A 17,077-nucleotide genomic window follows, 5' to 3' on the forward strand; every position below is an offset into this window, starting at 1 on the left:
ATAGCCTATGTAAAAAAGGAGGCATTTTTATGGATTTGACGATGTCTCATTGGATCTATGGTCTCTTCACTCTTCTCATCATCCTGACGATGATTTTTCGAAAAGGGGTGGTGCTTCCGACATTACTTGGGACTTTTATTGTCGCCTGGATGTTCAACGGCAGCCTGATCAGCGGGTTTGTAGGTGTTTTCAACGCCAACTTAGTGGCTGCCAAAGAATTGTTCAATATCTTTTTAATCATCACTTTCATGGTCGCCCTGCTGCGGTCTTTGAAAGACCTTGGCGCTGATACCCGAATGATCCAGCCCATTCAAAAAGTGATGATTAACAGCCATGTCTCATTTTTCATCCTTGCCGGTATCACTTACGTCGTATCGCTTTTCTTCTGGCCAACGCCTGCGGTTCCGCTCATTTGTGCACTTCTCGTCCCAGCTGCCATCCGAACAGGGCTTCCCGCGATGGTCGCTGCTATGGTCGTTGCACTTGCTGGTCAAGGGATGGCCTTATCTTCGGATTACATCATCCAGGTCGCCCCCGAGCTCTCTGCAAAATCCGCCGGAATCGATACTGGAGCCGTCATGGATCAAGCCCTTGTCTTATCGTTAATTACAGGTGGCATTGCCATCGGACTTGCGTACTTGTTCAATAGAAAAAAATTCAGAACCAAAGACGATCCTATAAATCACCAGGAAATCATCCAGATGCAAGGATTGAAAGAACAGAAAGAAGGATCCGAAGCCCCTTTCTGGAGCCGGCTGTTTGCGATTCTGGTCCCTCTTTCCATGCTTTCGGTCATGATCTATATGATATCGACCAAACTGTCTTCCGGGCGGATGGGAGGTTTTGAAGGTGGGAATGGAGCCGCCTTCATCGGCGGCGTCGCCGTCATCCTGCTGTTGTGTTCCACCATAGCCTTCGGAAAACAAAAAGCGCTCGATCATGTGAGTGAGCACATTACAGAAGGGTTCGTTTTCGCATTCAAAGCAATGGGACCAGTCATTCCGATCGCCGGATTCTTCTTTCTTGGAAGTGGCGAGTTTGCTAAGGACATTCTCGTCCTCCCCGCTGAAGCCACACCTTCCTTTTTATTCGACCTCGTTCAATCCAGTCAGGATTACCTGCCCCAGAGTGCGTTTTTGACCGCATTCAGTATTCTGATCATCGGTATCATCACAGGCCTTGATGGATCGGGCTTCTCCGGACTTCCGCTCACGGGGGCACTTTCCGCTTCCCTCGCGAATGGATCTATAGATGCTTCAACGCTTGCCGCTATTGGGCAGATGGGATCGATCTGGACTGGTGGAGGAACGATCATTGCCTGGTCTTCCATCATCGCGATCGCCGGCTTCTGCGGGGTCCCCGTCATGGAACTCGTCCGAAAAAACTTCTTCCCCGTCATCACCGGATTAACCATCGCCACCATCCTAGCCCTGTTCCTCTTTTAATTACCATTTTATGGTGTACCAGGTCATCCATATATTGGATGACCTAGTCTTAATCTTTACGAAGAGCTCCTCACGAGGAAGTAGTACATATATCACCTTCTTATATTACAATTTATCCGTTAGTCATTTATAATGAGTAAAGCATCATCCATTTGCTAAAATTTACTAGGTAACTTCACTATGAATATAAAATTTACAGGGTGTTACAAGCGTAGAGTGGATTTTTTCACTTTCTTATTTATGAAATATGATGAAGCTTTTCTACTTGGGAAAGTCTAATCATCATTCCTTCCCTCACCCTAAAACATTTCTATTCATTCCTAAAAAGACGGGGGAGAGTGTATGAGTGAAATCTATAAAGATTTCTCTAATCTAATCGAACAATTACCCAAAGAACATAATCGGAATTATGAAACGGCTATTGTTGATTTCGTTGTTGGACAAGCAGAGGCTGACGTGGAAATGGTTGAAGAAGAATTAATGAAAATAATGGACGAAGACCCGGCACATGATATTCATCATATAGCATTTATCGCTTTCCTAGCTCTGGCAACTTACTATAGACGTAATGACTATGCAAAAAAGCATCAAAGATTATTCTTAATGGAAGAGGATAGCTTCAAGGAGTATCCTATTTACTACCACTTCAGATCCCTTATGTATAAATCTATTGGGGAAACAGAAAAAAGTATTTACGATTCTTTATACTCATTGGAGGAAGTAACACTGAAAAACCATCCTGGTATCCTACATAATTACGCCGAATCAGTGATTGAGTTGGTTGAAAGAAACTCCCTACATCGGATTCCTTCACAACAACCACATTTATTAATCCAGGATGCTTATGAATATCTAAATAAAGCTGTAGACTTAACAAAGGACGGTTATGCTAAATTCTTTCATACAAGAGCTCGTTTTAAGAGACATTTCCAAAAATATGAGGGGGCATTAAAGGATGTTCAAGAAGCGATCCAAATCGAAAAGAAGGGACACGACTATCAGTTAAGGTTATCCAGGTATTACCAAACACTGTCTTTAATCGAGGTTGAACAAAGGTTGAATGAAGATAAAATCATTCAACAGCAGACAATTGAAGAATTAAATAGAAATATCCAAAAAGCCAAAGGAGAAATTGACTTATCTGTACAGGACCAAGAAAAAAAACACAAGGAATTGTATAATGAAACTGTGCAAAACCTTGAAGGTATGAAACAGCAAAACTTACAAATTCTTGGTTTTTTTACGGCGATTATTTCATTTACGATCGGTTCTCTTCAAATTATTCAAACTCAAAATTTCCCATCAGCTACTATGCTACTTCTTGTGCTATGCGGAATATTACTAATTGCTTACTCTGGCTTCAGTTTTATGCTTTTTCATATAGTAGAAAATAAAATACAAGAAAAGAAAATCTTAAGAAAAAATTTAATTGGTGCCGGACTGGGCATAATTTTAATCCTGCTATCGATCGCAGTTTATTACTTTGAATGGCTAGGAGGAATATCCAATGTATAATACGTCCATCGTTTATGAGAGCGGAAACGGAAAATACAATGAAGACGCATATGTCATTAATGAAAAGTCGAATATATTCGCTGTTCTAGACGGAGCCACTGGGCTCCAAGAGGGAATGCCAGGTAAATTAGCCTCTGAAACAATGCGCGAATCCTTACTACAAGAAAACCAATCCCTCCTCGACCTTATCAAACAAGGTAACGAAAAAATCGCCGATAAGATGATGAAGGAGCATCGTCCATATTCTGAAGAAAGTGGTAAATGCATGCACTTTGTTCCTAAAGAAAAAAGAAGTACCACAGGTATGGCAGTTATACAACTGAATGCGGAACAACATTCGTTTGAGTATTATCATGCCGGGGACTGTATGCTTTTTGTCCAATATGAGAGTGGTGAAATTCGTGCGATTACTTATGATTTATTAAATGATTTAGATAAAAAAGTTGTTTTTGAAATAAAAGAATTACAAGAAAAATATCAATATCCGGACATACCTCATATCAGCGAACTAAGAAATAAAGTCATGCCCCTTCTGATTGAAAACCGCAAGAAAATGAATACAGATAAAGGATATGTAATTATTGATGGAAGTTCAGAAGCCATCCCTTTATTAGAATCAGGAAAAATTTCCCTAATAAAAGTAAAGAACATACTGTTATTAAGTGATGGAATGGTTTTACCTACTGAAAACACTGAAATTGATAGCTGGTTACAATCAGCGAAAATAGCATTTGAGGATGGGGTAGCAACTTTAAAAGATAAAGTGTTTGAGAAAGAAAAAAACGATAAGCATTGTGTTCGTTTCCCACGTTTAAAAACAAGCGACGACAAAACAGGCCTACTTATTCGTTTAGATAGAGAGGACTGAAATAAAAAAGATCACTCCATTTCAGAGTGATCTTTTTATGTTTGATTGCAATCCATTATATTAATAAATCTTCCAAACACTTTTTGTTACCGTTTTCATTTTAATGCGTACTATTATTGGTGTTCCTCTGTGTTTTCAACTTCCATATCCAAAAACCATGTATAAGTTCCTCCTGCTGGAATATAGAAATGATTTGGTTTGTCCTCAATATCATATAGGTTATTACTTGCACTCATACACGGCTCTAAAGCGATACTATGTTGAACAGCGTGCCGGCGCACCCCGATGTATTGCACTTTATTCACCGGAAAATGATATGTCAGCTTTCTATTCCGATTCGGTTGAATGAGCGAGCAATGACCTTGAGGAACTGATCCTGGAATAGAGAATTTTATTACGCTGCCTTCCTCTGGGAGCACAGGCGGTTGTGTACGACTACCTACTGAACTTTCCGTTCGTTTATCAATCGGTTCCAAACGTTCAGGCATCTCCACACGTGTCTGATCATCAAGGTTAAGCCATGCCAGTGGCCTCCAGACAAATGGGCATTCTTTGTCGCTCTTATTAACCACTTCATACTTGATTTTAAGACCGTCGCCGTGAAGACATATTTTCTTTTTCAACGTGTATGGAGACTCCGGACTGTGGACTTGAAGGGAAACTCCATCATAAGTTGCTTTATATTCCCAAGGAAGTCCCCAAATTTCTCCGTACTCGACATTGTTTTTGTGATCAGAAGTGTTTGTCCCTTTTTCCCAAGCGAAAAAGACTTCATGAAATCCACTGGAATCATACTCTGATAAATCTGCTTTCCGGGGTGGGAGTTCAAGGTTGGGACGGTCGGTCTGATACAGCCATTCATAATCGGCTTTCTTATCAAAGAAGCTAACCATTTTCCCTCCGTAATCCGGTAGAATTACCGCTCTAACCTTTTCGTTCTCCAAAACGACAGCATCCAGACTTTTGAACTTTGTCTTCTGGTATGTACATACGTTGACCATCGGTAACCGCCTCCTTAACCTTTTTCATAGAATTTCAGCATCCCTAATCCTTACGTTTAAGCAGGGAAAAATGTTTCAAAATTTAAGAATTCCTTTGTCTCATTCCACAATTTCCAAAGATTAACCCTACCCTACACCCCTTCTAGGCGGTCCCTGGCATTTCCTTGTCTTCCTATTCTTTTCATTAAAAATCCAATAAAAAAATCCATCCACCATTCCATGGATGGCGGATGGAGCTTCCTTATGGGTTGTTCTGAATCTGCAGGACCATCCCTTCCAGCACATGGATGTTTCGAGCCGAGTAGCGAATGCCCTTATAGTCAAAAACGAGGATTTGATTATCCTCAACGTTGAGGAGTTCCTCATAGTCTTTATCTGCCTTGATTTTTTGATAACTGATGGTGGCAATTACGCTCTTCTGAGCCAGGTATACTTTCATTCCATTCAATTGTGAACGAGTTTGTTGATCAGGAAGTTCCTTATCATAAAAATAAACAAAATGGAGTTCGTTCTCCATAGAAGAGGTAAACTGTTGGACCGCCCTATCTGCCGCATTCTGTGCACACCCTGCTAAAAGAATCAATACGAACAACAGCCCCATCCACTTTCTCACGTAACATTCCTCCAAAAAATAACTTACCCCACTATATGCCGGCACCCTCCCTCGTACCACACCTTCCAGAAAATAACGTACCAGGTCATCCATATTCTGGATGACCTGGTACGTTAAAATCTTCCAAATGACTCATCATCCTACTATTTTCCCGTAGTGTTTTTACATGTATCTACAAAAATCGTATAATAGGATAGGAGTTTATAGAAAGAGGTGGGTGAATGGAGCGCAGAGAGCTTAAGAGAAAGAAAAGACGTAAACGTAGACGTTGGAAAGTCCTCCTTTTTGTTGTAGCATTCATATTTTTAATCGGAGGCATTTATTTATATACCATCTATAATGAAGTACGTACGACTGTGAACCAGGATTTACATGAAGACGTTACTTCTATCGATACAGACCAGACTAAGAAAAAAGTAGATAATAAGGAACCGCTGAATATCCTTCTTCTCGGTGTGGATGAAAGGGAAAATGATATCGGCCGTTCGGATACAATGATTGTCATGACGCTTGATCCTAACAATGACCAAATGCAAATGGTCAGTATTCCGCGGGATACGTATGCAGAAATCGCCGGAGACGGTAGAAAAACAAGAATTAACCATGCCTATGCCTATGGAGGCAGTGACATGGCCGTCAATACAGTGGAAAACTTCCTGGATATTGAACTGGATTATTACATCCGGGTCAATATGGAAGGATTATCTCAAGTCGTAGACGCTGTTAACGGCATCACGGTTGATAACAACCGCGCCTTCAGCTCAGGTCCATTCGACTTCAAAGAAGGTGAGATTCAACTGGATGGCCGTGAAGCCCTTGCGTTTGTGCGCATGCGTAAAAATGATCCAAATGGGGACTTAGGTCGTAACGAACGACAGCGCCAAGTCATTCAAGGGGTTATTAACAAAGGCGCACGCCTGGATGTAGTAAATAAAGTCGGGGACGTCATGAATGTGCTTGGTGACAACGTCAGCACAAATATGCAGTTCGCCGATATGCGCAGACTTGCTACTAATTACAGAAGTGCTCGTAAAAACTCCAGCACTTATCAGATGGAAGGAGAAAACTTCCGGGCCAACGGCATGTACTTGATCAACATGTCAGAAGAAGAAATTCAAAAAACACATGATATGATCGTCAATTTCGGTTCTGAATAACAAAAAGCCCTCTTCTTCTAAAGAAGAGGGCTTTTTTATACGGTCAGGCTGCATCCCGATCCGAATTTTTGCGTGCACGATATCTTTTTAAAGCTCGTATGATTCCGATAAAAACAAAATAAATGCCACAAAATAAAAAGAATCCGAGCACACTGGCTAACGCATCGGCAAACTCCATGTTCCCACTACCCGTGATTTTCTGCTGGATTTCCACAGCAAAAACAAACACGAGGACCATAGCAAATGTAAACAAAAAGGAGATGGCCGTAATGCTCCATTTGGCAATCGCATGAAAAATGACATCTACAAAAACCAGGCCAATGATGCCGAGAATTCCAATCACCCAAAAATGTAGATCTTTATCTGTCAGCTCCCACCCCATCATCTGTGAAAACCTCAAGATCACATCGTGCCAAACATTCACCACATCTGCCAACAATAAAATAATTTCTCTCATTAGTACTCTTTTATTCTCCTCACACTTAAGCTAAAACCAACCACAAGAATAAACTAAAAATACCATAAGGAGAACAGGATTGTATATGTTTAATTACAAATAATGTTAGACCTGGTCATCCAAACTTTGGATGACCAGGTCTAACATATATTTCCATACTAAACAAACATAAACCGCATCATCACATGAGCGGCTAGGCGGCTCGTCATGTCCCGGAAATCTTTCGAAGGATCGACTTCTACAATATCCATCCCTTTGACTAACGGGTGCTTAGATGCGAGGGCAACGCTGCTTAGAAGCTCCCTTGACGTCAAACCTCCTGGACCAATCGCAGGGCAACCGGGCGCAAAGGCCTGGTCGACCACATCCATGTCGACAGATAAATAAATGCCATCACATTTCGTTTCCAATTTCTGTATGACCTGGTCTGTCAGTTTTTGGATACCTACCTCTTCCACTTCGTTCATGGTGTGGGTCTGGATGTTGTGCTGGCGGGCGTACTCGGCGTAGGCTTTGGCATTGGAGAAATCGCGGATGCCGATTTGAATGAGGTCTTCCCCCCGTATGACTCCTTCTTCCAGTAAACTGCGAAAAGGTGTCCCGTTTGTTCGTCCACCATCTTCCACATTACGCAGGTCATGGTGGGCATCCCACTGGATGACCCCTATCCTTCCATATTTCTCTTGAAAGGCCGAGAGGCTCGGAAAACTAATGCCGTGATCGCCACCGAGCATGACATACTTCGTACAGGATTCGGTTGAAAGCATTTCTTTTACGCCTGTCTTCAGACGATGCAGGTTTTCTACGTGATCTGTCGGGTGGACAGCTACATCACCGAAATCGAGCACTTCTACATCATCAAACGTTCGATCCATTTCCCCCGAGTACGTACTGTACGACCCAAGCGCGCTTCTGATCGCGCCCGGAGCCTCCGAGGCTCCGGATAAAGAAATGGAAGTCTTGGACAGCGGGAGGCCAAGGAGTCCGACATCACCCGTTTTTCCAGATTTATAGCTTTCGATGGTTTCATCCACTTTCATCGTGTGGCGATCTTTGAATCTAGCGCTGCCGCCCGGGTTGAGGTACTGGAAAGACATCGGCGCCCCTCCTCTCCCACACTTTTCTCCCCTTCTTCCATACAGCTTTCGCATGATTCGCCGCATAATGATAAGGAATGTACTGATAATTCGGAACGTCCCACAGCACAACATCCGCTTCCTGTCCGACCTGGATTCGACCGGCAGATGCTCCTTTTCCAATCGCATGAGCCGCATTGACGGTTACCCCGTTCCAAATTTCCTCCGGCGTCATTTTCATTTTCAAAGCAGCAAGTGACATGATCATCTGCAGGTTGTAAGTCACACAGCTGCCAGGGTTGAAGTCTGTAGCTAAGGCCACGGCCGCACCGCTGTCAATCATCTTCCTGGCATTCGCGTATTGGTCTTTTCCTAAGTAAAAGGTCGTACCTGGAAGGAGTACAGCTACCGTGCTGCCGCTGACAAGGCTGTCGATTCCTTCATCAGAAGCCGCAACAAGATGATCCGCCGACGCTGCATTCATGGAAACGGCAAGTTCCGTTCCTCCGAGCGGGTCGATTTCATCCGCATGGATTTTCGTTTGGAAGCCAAGGTCGAGAGAAGCTTCCATGAACCGTCGCGATTGCTCAATGGTGAAAACACCCGTCTCACAAAAAATGTCAGTAAACGCAGCTAACCCTTCCTCGCTAATTTCAGGAAGCAGTCGAATCATTTCATCAAGAAACTCATCTTCTTGCCCCTTGTACTCTGTCGGGATCGCATGTGGTCCAAGAAAAGTCGACACAACATCAAGCACGCTTTCCTCATTCAAACGCTTCACAACGCGAAGCTGCTTCAACTCCGCTTCCCGCTCAAGACCATAGCCACTTTTCGCCTCAAGCGTCGTCACGCCATGGGCCGCTATATGACTTACTGTTTGTTTAGCCTTTTCATAAAGTTCCGTTTCACTTTCAGCCCTTGTCGCCTGAACGGTTGATAAGATGCCGCCGCCCTGCTGTAAGATCTCCAAATAAGGGACGCCCGCCTGCTTCAAGGCCATTTCATTCTCCCGAGAACCACCAAAAACGAGATGGGTATGAGGATCGACGAGACCTGGGGATACCGTTTTTCCCATGGCATCCACACGTTCGCGGGCTTTTCGTTTCTGTCCTTCTTCATTTGTTCCGATCCAGGAAACTTTGCCCTCCTGAAAAGCGACCGCCATGTTCTCTTTTACATCCAGCTTCTTCATCGCTTCAGCTTTTAATGGTCCTTCGGCAGGTAAGATCAACTGTCCAATATTTTCAATAATCGTTTCGTCCATTACTGGCCCCTCCTTTTCATTGGGATATCCAAATCGTTCTTCTCTGCTTCTTCAATGGCCTTATCATACCCCGCATCCGCGTGCCGGAGAATGCCCATGCCGGGGTCCGTCGTCAGGACACGTTCCAGTCTTTCGTCGGCAAGATCGGTGCCATCAGCGACTACCACCATTCCTGCATGGAGCGAATACCCCATTCCTACGCCACCGCCATGGTGGAAAGAAATCCAAGACCCGCCAGCCGCAGTATTAACGAGTGCGTTCAGCACAGCCCAATCACCGACCGCATCACTGCCGTCCTTCATCGCTTCTGTTTCCCTGTTAGGTGACGCGACCGAACCACAGTCCAGGTGATCCCTTCCAATCACAATCGGCGCACTCAATTCTCCTTTTCGTACAAGGTCATTGATCGCAAGCCCCATCTTTTTCCGCTCCCCATAGCCAAGCCAGCAGATCCTTGACGGAAGTCCTTGAAACTGGACTTTTTCCTGAGCCATATCGATCCACCTCAACAGTTTTTCATTTTCAGGGAAGAGTTCTCTGATCAGTTGATCGGTCCGTTGGATATCTTTCGGGTCCCCTGACAAGGCTGCCCAGCGGAACGGTCCTTTTCCTTCACAAAAAAGCGGCCGGATGTAGGCAGGGACAAATCCCGGAAAATCAAAGGCATTCTGAACGCCTTCTTCCAAGGCGACTTGGCGGATGTTGTTGCCATAGTCGAAAACGATGCTTCCCTCTCTTTGAAATTGCAGCATAAGCTCGACATGGGCAGCCATCGACTGGGAGGCGAGCTGTACATACTTTTCAGGATCTTTTTTTCTCAAAACTTCTGCTTCCTTAACCGAATAGCCGACAGGGACATAGCCGTTGAGCGGGTCATGGGCAGATGTCTGATCGGTGACGATATCGATATCCAATCTGCTCTGCAGTAACTTCTCGTGCATCTCTGCAGCATTCCCTAACAGCGCGATGGAGAGCGCTTCCCCGTTTGCCTTCGCTTCCTTCGCCCATAAAACAGCTTCCTCCATGGATGATGTACGCACATCACAATAACCGGACTGGATCCGCTTTTCGATCCGACCTTCATCCACTTCCACCGCAATGACGATTCCTTCGTTCATCGTAACAGCAAGCGGCTGGGCTCCTCCCATCCCCCCAAGTCCTGCCGTCAGTGTGACCGTCCCTTTCAACGAGCCACCGAAATGTTGATCGGCAATGGCTGCAAATGTTTCATACGTGCCCTGCAAAATCCCTTGGGAACCAATGTAGATCCAGCTGCCAGCCGTCATCTGACCGTACATCATCAACCCTTTCTGGTCGAGCTCATGGAAATTCTTCCAATCCGCCCATTTCGGTACGAGCACGGAATTGGACAACAGCACGCGCGGCGCCTGTTCATGTGTCTTGAATACACCTACTGGTTTCCCGGACTGGACGAGCATCGTTTCATCTTTCTCCAGACGCTTCAGCGTCGATACAATGGCGTCAAACGCCTCCCAGCTGCGGGCTGCTTTTCCAATCCCGCCATAGACGACGAGTTCTTCCGGAATTTCTGCCACATCCGGATCAAGGTTATTGCACAGCATCCGAAGGACGGCTTCCTGCTCCCAACCTTTGCATTCCAACTGTTTTCCTGTTTTTGCTTTCACTTTACGTGTGGTCGACATAGGTTTCTCCTCCTTCAAGTACGGACTTCCATTTGCTCCAGTCAAAAGAACTGCCTTTCAACCATTTCTCCATAATCTCGATATCCTTTGAAAACACACGGTCCTGCGTCACTTTCGGCACGATTTGTCTGGCCGACTTCCAGAGATCCTTCGCAAGCGGCGACGCCCGGTCGATTCCTTTCCATTCCAGCGCCTGCAGACTGCAGATCAATTCGATGGCAAGCACCTTCGTCGCGTTATCGATGATCATGCCCGCGTGCCTCGCAGCAGTCGTTCCCATGCTCACGTGATCTTCCTGATTCGCCGATGATGGAATAGAATCCACGCTCGCCGGATGAGCGAGTGTTTTATTTTCAGAAACTAAAGAGGCGGCTACATACTGCACAATCATCAAGCCGGATTCCAAACCAGGATTAGCACTTAAAAAGGGTGGGAAATCATTCAACTGCGGATTGACGAGCCGCTCAATTCTCCGCTCCGATATGTTGGCAAGCTCGCTGATGGAAATCTTCAGGAAGTCCATGGCAAAAGCAATAGGCTGCCCGTGAAAATTTCCTCCCGATACAACGATCTTACCTCCTTCTAATAGAAGGGGATTATCAGTCGCGGCATTCATTTCAATCGTCAATTTCTCCCGAACATAATGAAGCGTCTGCCAGGTTGCTCCGTGAACCTGGGGAATACACCTTAACGAATAAGCATCCTGCACCCTTTTTTCTCCTTGAAACGTGACGAGATGGCTGCCATTGATCAGGTGTCGCATTCGTTCGGCCACCGCCATTTGTTCCGGATAGCCACGTGCTTCATGAATGCTCGGATGAAAAGCATCACGGATGCCTTCCAGCGCCTGAAGAGAAAGACTGGCAATCCAGTCACATTGCAGGGCGAGCAGCTCCGCTTCTATAAGACGGATCACACCGACCGCAGTCATCGCCTGCGTTCCGTTAATGAGCGCTAAGCCTTCTTTCGCTTTCAAGGTCAATGGCTTCAAAGAAAGCTCTTGCAGCACCCCGGATGTCTCTCTCCGTTTTCCTTCATAAAAGACTTCTCCCTCACCCATCAAAACGAGCGCCAAATGCGCAAGCGGAGCCAAATCTCCTGAAGCTCCGAGTGATCCTTGAGATGGAATGACTGGATGGACATTCGCATTGACCAGATCACAAAGCCGTTGAACGACCACTTCCCGCACGCCTGAATAACCTTTCATCAGTGCATTCAGACGAAGAACCATCATCGCTCTGCTCACTCGTTCAGAAAAAGGTTCTCCTACTCCGCACGCATGGGAGCGGATCAAGTGATGCTGCAGACTGTCGACGTCCTCAGCCGCGATCCGGACATCACTCAGCTTTCCGAAACCAGTATTTATGCCATACACGGTGTGACCGCGCTTGACGATCTCTTCCACAGTCTCCCGGCTTGCCCTTACATCAATCAAACTCGTTGGAGACAACCTGATTTTTTTATTTTCAAAACAAATGGCTTTCATATGTTCAATCGTTAAGTCTCTTCCATTCAATTCGACCATCCACAATCCCCCTTTCCTATGAAAAGATTCTGGTGGATTTTCTACAAAAAGGGGCGACAATGGCATGGGAAATACCATTGTCGCCCCCTCATCGCTCATGACTATAGGCCACCTATTACCTTATATATGATTGATACCGAGTCCAAATGTCTCATGTTCCAAACCTTTTACCGGAGCACCGATGGTTCCGTAAAAGGCAACTGCGATCCATTCGCCTTCTTCCTCTCTGTCATATGGCCGGCCACGGACGACCGAAAAGCGCAGTCCAACCGTCCGCATCATATTTCCGACACCGATCTGTCCGCGTGTGACTCCCTGCAGAGATTCCAAAATGGCGTGATAGAGCGCATGGGTTTCTCTGTACGTATGTTCAGAAATGATGCCATTCCGTTTGGCTGCTGTTTCGACAGCCGCAATCACTTTCTGGACTTCCATCGAACCTGCTTTTCCCTGGCAATATGCTACATCGTTGAATGTCTTAGAGAATATTTCTTTTTCACTCTCATCCAAGGAAGCCAGCAGCATGGCAAGCTTCCCTATTTTAATCGTTTGGGTCATCTCATCTCCACCCTGCTTTTCACTAATAACTACTTAAATTGTAACCGCTTTCTTAAATGTCTGCAATACAAAAAAGATGACCTCATCCAAATGGACCAGGTCATACATTATTTTCCATATTGTTCAGTTTTAAGTACAGACGATAGTAGGCGGAAAAGGCGAGGAAGCTGATGATCGCCCCTGTAAAGATCGGGATGATCAACGGAAAGATGTACAAACTGACGGCAAGCATAAATCCCGCAGTGACCGCCACGGTCAGAAACAGCACCGGACTCACGAAAGTGAGGGTCAGCGCTTTTTTCAAAGCAGCCCCTGGTTTCAGATCATAATGGACAAGGGTGCTGAATGTATTGATTGTAAATACGAACAGCAAAATCCCTAAAATGAGAAACACGTTCATGAGCAGAGCACTCGTTTTGGAAAAGTAGTAAAGGTCTGCTGCGAGAACGGTCCACAGTACGGTAAGAACGATCCCCGTTTTCATACTGCTTTTGTAATTTTCTTTGTAATAGCTGAGGTAGGATCTGTCCGCCGTTTCTTTATGATCCTTTCTCACCCAGTCGCGGGCCTTCGCAAACATGGCCGTAGTGGCTGGGAAAAAGGTGAAAGGCAGCATAAGGGCAAGCGGTGGCAGCAAGTACCACAAATGCTCCAAACTCCCTATATTCAGTAAACTCAACAACAATAGGGCCACAGGCAGGTTGAAGAGCGCCCACTGAAGATTCGTCAATGCAAATTTGCTGATCCATTCACTGACGGCGTATAAACCGCCTCTGATTCCTGATGTTTGTTTCATAATCTTCCCCTTCCTGGCTGCCTCGAAAAAACCCCTCTTTCAATGAGAGGGGTCTTCCGTTTTCCTGTTACGCCCACCACATTTCTGCTGCCGGCTCTTCAATCAATACCGATTTCAAGTTTTTCACAGCTTGATTGAAGCCCTCATTGATGGACATGATTGGATCTTCATGCTCAATGCTTACGACATGATCATACCCGTACGTACGCAGGGCACTGATGATGTTCGACCATTCTTCAATGCCGTGACCGTAGCCGACAGAGCGGAAACTCCACGCACGCGTCTGCACATTTCCGTAGTTCTGCATATCGGTCAGACCGTACATGTTCACATTGTCCTGGTCGATGTACGTATCTTTCGCATGAAAATGATGTATCGCATTGGCTTTTCCTAGTATTTTGATAGCGGCTACAGGTTCAATCCCCTGCCACCATAAGTGACTCGGATCAAGGTTCGCCCCAATGGCATCACTTGTCGCTTCCCGAAGCTTCAACATCGTGTAAGGCGTATGGACGAGAAAACCTGCATGCAGTTCAAGTCCCACTTTAACGTTGTGTTCTTCAGCAAATTTCCCTTGTTCTTTCCAATAAGGAATCAACTTTTCATTCCACTGCCATTCTAACACATCGGAATATTCCGGAGGCCAAGGTGTGACCGGCCAGTTAGGAGCCGTATCATTTTCATGACCACCAGGGGTTCCTGAAAAAGTGTTCACCACTGGGACATCCATCAGATTCGCCAGTTTCACCGTTTTCACAAACGCTTCATGGGACTCTTCTGCGAAAGCTTTGTCCGGTGAAATCGGGTTTCCGTGACAGCTGAATGCACTGATGGTCAGGCCGCGGTCGTGGACCTTCTGCAAATATTCTTTGCGCTTCTCTTCACTTTCCAACAGCTCATCGATCGGGCAGTGAGCATTTCCCGGGTAGCCTCCTGTTCCGATTTCAACGGCTTTCAACCCTGATTCTTTCGCATGGTCCAACATTTCTTCAAAGGATTTATCAGAAAACAATACCGTGAATACGCCTAATTTCATGAAGAATCTCCTCCTGCCAAGTTTATAGTTTCACACTCGTTCCTGTTTCGCTGCTTTGGTAGATCGCTTCCATTAACTTTGTCACTTTCAACGCCTGTGCCGGTTTCACGACAAGCTCGTCGTTGCCAAGGCAGCTATCGATGAAGTTCTCTGCCTGGGCGAGACCTGGCGTCGGTTCCCCTACCCGGATTTTAGCCGTACTATCCAGTAAGGCCCCGTATTTCGCCTGATATAGTTCGAATGGATAAACACTAAGGCCGCCATCAACACCGGAGATCGTCAGCGACGTGTGATCTTCCTTGATGTTAGCCGCCCATGAACATTCAAACTGCAAGGACTCTCCGTTTTTGAATGTAATGTAACTCGTCACATGGTCATCGACATTGAATGTTTCATGATTGAACGCTCCCCAGTCATTGACCTGACCCGGGGTCTTACTCAACCGATCATAGGTGCGTCCCATAACTTCAACCGGTTCAGGATCATCCAAGAGCCAAAGAGCAAGGTCCAGCAGGTGGCAGCCGAAATCGATCAAGCTGCCTCCTCCTTGTAAATCTTTGTTCGTAAATACTCCCCAACCTGGAACTTTCCGGCGCCTCATCGCCTGAACGCGTGTAACGAGAGGGTCTCCAATCTCGTGGTTTAGGATCGCTTTTTTTGCGAGCTGCGCTTCCGGTGTGTACCGGTAGTGATAAGCGATTGATAAAAGGCGGTCATTTTTCTCAGCCGCTTTCATCATCGCTTCACATTCTTCTGTCGTAATTGCCATCGGCTTTTCACATAACACATGCACGCCAGCTTCAAGAGCGGCAATGGAAATCTCCGCATGAAACTTGTTCGGCGTACAGATTGTGACCGCATCGACTTTTGCAAATAGATCCTTATAGTCTTTGAAAACGTAGGGAATCTGATGGGCTTCAGCTACTTCTTCCGCTCGCTGTTCATTAACATCCTGTAAAGCTGTAAGTTCCACTTTGTCTTTTAAATCAAGGAAAGAGGGAATATGCCGTCCTTGGGCAATTCCCCCTGCTCCGATAATTCCCATTTTCAAGCGAGTCATTTCGTGACTTTCTCCAGGCTGCTGATTTGTCTCGTTTCGCCTGAGCGGAGGGCACCGAGAATGACTTCCAGTGATTTCATACCTTCTTCTCCAGTGATTAGCGGTTCGGTATCCTTTACAATACTGTCAACGAAGTGATCAATGACGTGCGAATTGTTCTGTCCACCTTCTTCGTTGGATTGAATTTTTCCAAGCTGGTAGTTGACGATATCGCCGTTCGTGTATTGAGCGATCAAGGAGTATTCTGGATCGTCTTCTAAACGAAGCGTTCCTTTTTCCCCGTAGATTACGGTTGAGTTATCCTCGCTCGGATTATACGCCCAGCTGGCAGCCATCGTTCCGACAACACCGGACTGGGAACGTAAAATACAAACCGCGTTATCATCGACAGTGATATCCTGCTTAGCGTTATTCTCAATAAAGCCGGCAACATCGACGAATTCTTCGCCAAGGATGTAGCGGAGCAAGTCAGCTTTATGTACTCCTAAATCACCCATGGCACCGATGAACGCCTGATCCTTCTTGAAAAACCAGCTGTCTTCCCCTTCCGCACTCCAGCCTTCCGGGCCGCCGTGACCGAATGCCGTACGGAAGCTGTACACTTTGCCAATAGCGCCTGATTCAATCAATTCTTTCGCCTTCACGTGAGACGGAACAAAGCGTTGGTTGTGAGCGATCATCAATTTTTTCCCGCTCTTTTCAGCGGCTTGAATCATTTCTTCGGCTTCTTCTTTGGATGTAGCCATCGGCTTTTCACAAAGGACATGAGCGCCTGCATTCAGTGCAGCGATCGAAACGGGCGCATGCAGGTAATTCGGAAGGCAGACGCTTACAGCATCCACTTCTTCCTTTTTCAAGAGCTCGTTGTAATCGGTGTAAAGAGTAGCGCCATGCAATTGAGCGATTTCCCGCGCACGCTCTTCTACGATGTCACAAACTGCTTTGATTTCTACGTTTTGATTCGCTTCGTATTCCGGCAAATGACGATTTTGAGCAATACTTCCACATCCAATGACGGCAATTTTCAATGTAGTCATAATAA

At 45.7% G+C, this 17,077-nt stretch carries 16 protein-coding genes; 4 read left to right on the forward strand and 12 right to left on the reverse strand.

All coding sequences use genetic code 11. The features are described from left to right. Positions 1 to 29: 29 nt before the first annotated feature. From ACXADE_RS17275 to ACXADE_RS17285, 3 genes are all read left to right on the forward strand, one after another. The gene (locus ACXADE_RS17275) at positions 30 to 1,445 is read left to right on the forward strand and encodes a hypothetical protein (RefSeq protein WP_474981662.1); all 1,416 of its coding nucleotides are present in this window, start codon (positions 30 to 32) and stop codon (positions 1,443 to 1,445) included. 342 nt (positions 1,446 to 1,787) lie between these two features. Continuing rightward, entirely contained in the window at positions 1,788 to 2,960 is a 1,173-nt protein-coding gene (locus tag ACXADE_RS17280; RefSeq protein WP_474981663.1) for a hypothetical protein, read from the forward strand. Beyond that, positions 2,953 to 3,828, forward strand: coding sequence for a hypothetical protein (locus ACXADE_RS17285; RefSeq protein WP_474981664.1), 876 nt, complete (start codon positions 2,953 to 2,955; stop codon positions 3,826 to 3,828). The genes ACXADE_RS17280 and ACXADE_RS17285 overlap by 8 nt, the downstream gene beginning before the upstream one ends. 113 nt (positions 3,829 to 3,941) lie before the next feature. Here ACXADE_RS17285 and ACXADE_RS17290 read toward each other — a convergent pair whose 3' ends face one another. Both ACXADE_RS17290 and ACXADE_RS17295 read right to left on the reverse strand, forming a co-directional pair. Then, positions 3,942 to 4,829, reverse strand: coding sequence for a hypothetical protein (locus ACXADE_RS17290; protein ID WP_474981665.1), 888 nt, complete (start codon positions 4,827 to 4,829; stop codon positions 3,942 to 3,944). A 241-nt stretch (positions 4,830 to 5,070) separates the two neighbouring features. Further along, the gene (locus ACXADE_RS17295) at positions 5,071 to 5,442 is read right to left on the reverse strand and encodes a hypothetical protein (protein WP_474981666.1); all 372 of its coding nucleotides are present in this window, start codon (positions 5,440 to 5,442) and stop codon (positions 5,071 to 5,073) included. 221 nt (positions 5,443 to 5,663) lie between these two features. Between ACXADE_RS17295 and ACXADE_RS17300 the strand changes: the two genes are divergently transcribed. Beyond that, the gene (locus ACXADE_RS17300; RefSeq protein WP_474981667.1) at positions 5,664 to 6,599 is read left to right on the forward strand and encodes an LCP family glycopolymer transferase; all 936 of its coding nucleotides are present in this window, start codon (positions 5,664 to 5,666) and stop codon (positions 6,597 to 6,599) included. 43 nt (positions 6,600 to 6,642) lie between these two features. Here the strand turns inward: ACXADE_RS17300 and ACXADE_RS17305 are convergent, their stop codons facing one another. The 10 genes from ACXADE_RS17305 to ACXADE_RS17350 form a co-directional block, all read right to left on the reverse strand. Then, the gene (locus tag ACXADE_RS17305; protein WP_474981668.1) at positions 6,643 to 7,056 is read right to left on the reverse strand and encodes a hypothetical protein; all 414 of its coding nucleotides are present in this window, start codon (positions 7,054 to 7,056) and stop codon (positions 6,643 to 6,645) included. Positions 7,057 to 7,214: 158 nt separating this feature from the next. Next, the gene (gene hutG, locus ACXADE_RS17310; RefSeq protein ID WP_474981669.1) at positions 7,215 to 8,153 is read right to left on the reverse strand and encodes a formimidoylglutamase; all 939 of its coding nucleotides are present in this window, start codon (positions 8,151 to 8,153) and stop codon (positions 7,215 to 7,217) included. Next, complete coding sequence (gene hutI, locus ACXADE_RS17315; RefSeq protein ID WP_474981670.1) at positions 8,116 to 9,396, reverse strand: imidazolonepropionase; 1,281 nt, start codon at positions 9,394 to 9,396, stop codon at positions 8,116 to 8,118. The genes hutG and hutI overlap by 38 nt, the downstream gene beginning before the upstream one ends. Next, the gene (gene hutU, locus ACXADE_RS17320) at positions 9,396 to 11,060 is read right to left on the reverse strand and encodes a urocanate hydratase (protein WP_474981671.1); all 1,665 of its coding nucleotides are present in this window, start codon (positions 11,058 to 11,060) and stop codon (positions 9,396 to 9,398) included. The genes hutI and hutU overlap by 1 nt, the downstream gene beginning before the upstream one ends. Beyond that, complete coding sequence (hutH, locus tag ACXADE_RS17325) at positions 11,044 to 12,585, reverse strand: histidine ammonia-lyase (protein ID WP_474981672.1); 1,542 nt, start codon at positions 12,583 to 12,585, stop codon at positions 11,044 to 11,046. The genes hutU and hutH overlap by 17 nt, the downstream gene beginning before the upstream one ends. Before the next feature lie 120 nt (positions 12,586 to 12,705). After that, positions 12,706 to 13,143, reverse strand: coding sequence for a hut operon transcriptional regulator HutP (gene hutP, locus ACXADE_RS17330; RefSeq protein WP_474981673.1), 438 nt, complete (start codon positions 13,141 to 13,143; stop codon positions 12,706 to 12,708). 100 nt (positions 13,144 to 13,243) lie between these two features. Further along, the gene (locus tag ACXADE_RS17335) at positions 13,244 to 13,939 is read right to left on the reverse strand and encodes a YesL family protein (protein WP_474981674.1); all 696 of its coding nucleotides are present in this window, start codon (positions 13,937 to 13,939) and stop codon (positions 13,244 to 13,246) included. 67 nt (positions 13,940 to 14,006) lie between these two features. Beyond that, positions 14,007 to 14,975, reverse strand: coding sequence for a sugar phosphate isomerase/epimerase family protein (locus tag ACXADE_RS17340; RefSeq protein ID WP_474981675.1), 969 nt, complete (start codon positions 14,973 to 14,975; stop codon positions 14,007 to 14,009). 22 nt (positions 14,976 to 14,997) lie between these two features. After that, positions 14,998 to 16,035 (reverse strand): Gfo/Idh/MocA family protein, encoded by a 1,038-nt coding sequence (locus ACXADE_RS17345; protein ID WP_474981676.1) that lies wholly within the window; start codon positions 16,033 to 16,035, stop codon positions 14,998 to 15,000. Then, entirely contained in the window at positions 16,032 to 17,072 is a 1,041-nt protein-coding gene (locus ACXADE_RS17350; RefSeq protein WP_474981677.1) for a Gfo/Idh/MocA family protein, read from the reverse strand. Before ACXADE_RS17350 ends, ACXADE_RS17345 begins: the two co-directional genes overlap by 4 nt. Between the last annotated feature and the right edge of the window lie 5 nt (positions 17,073 to 17,077).

Source organism: Halobacillus sp. ABR2_026 (genome assembly GCF_056158545.1).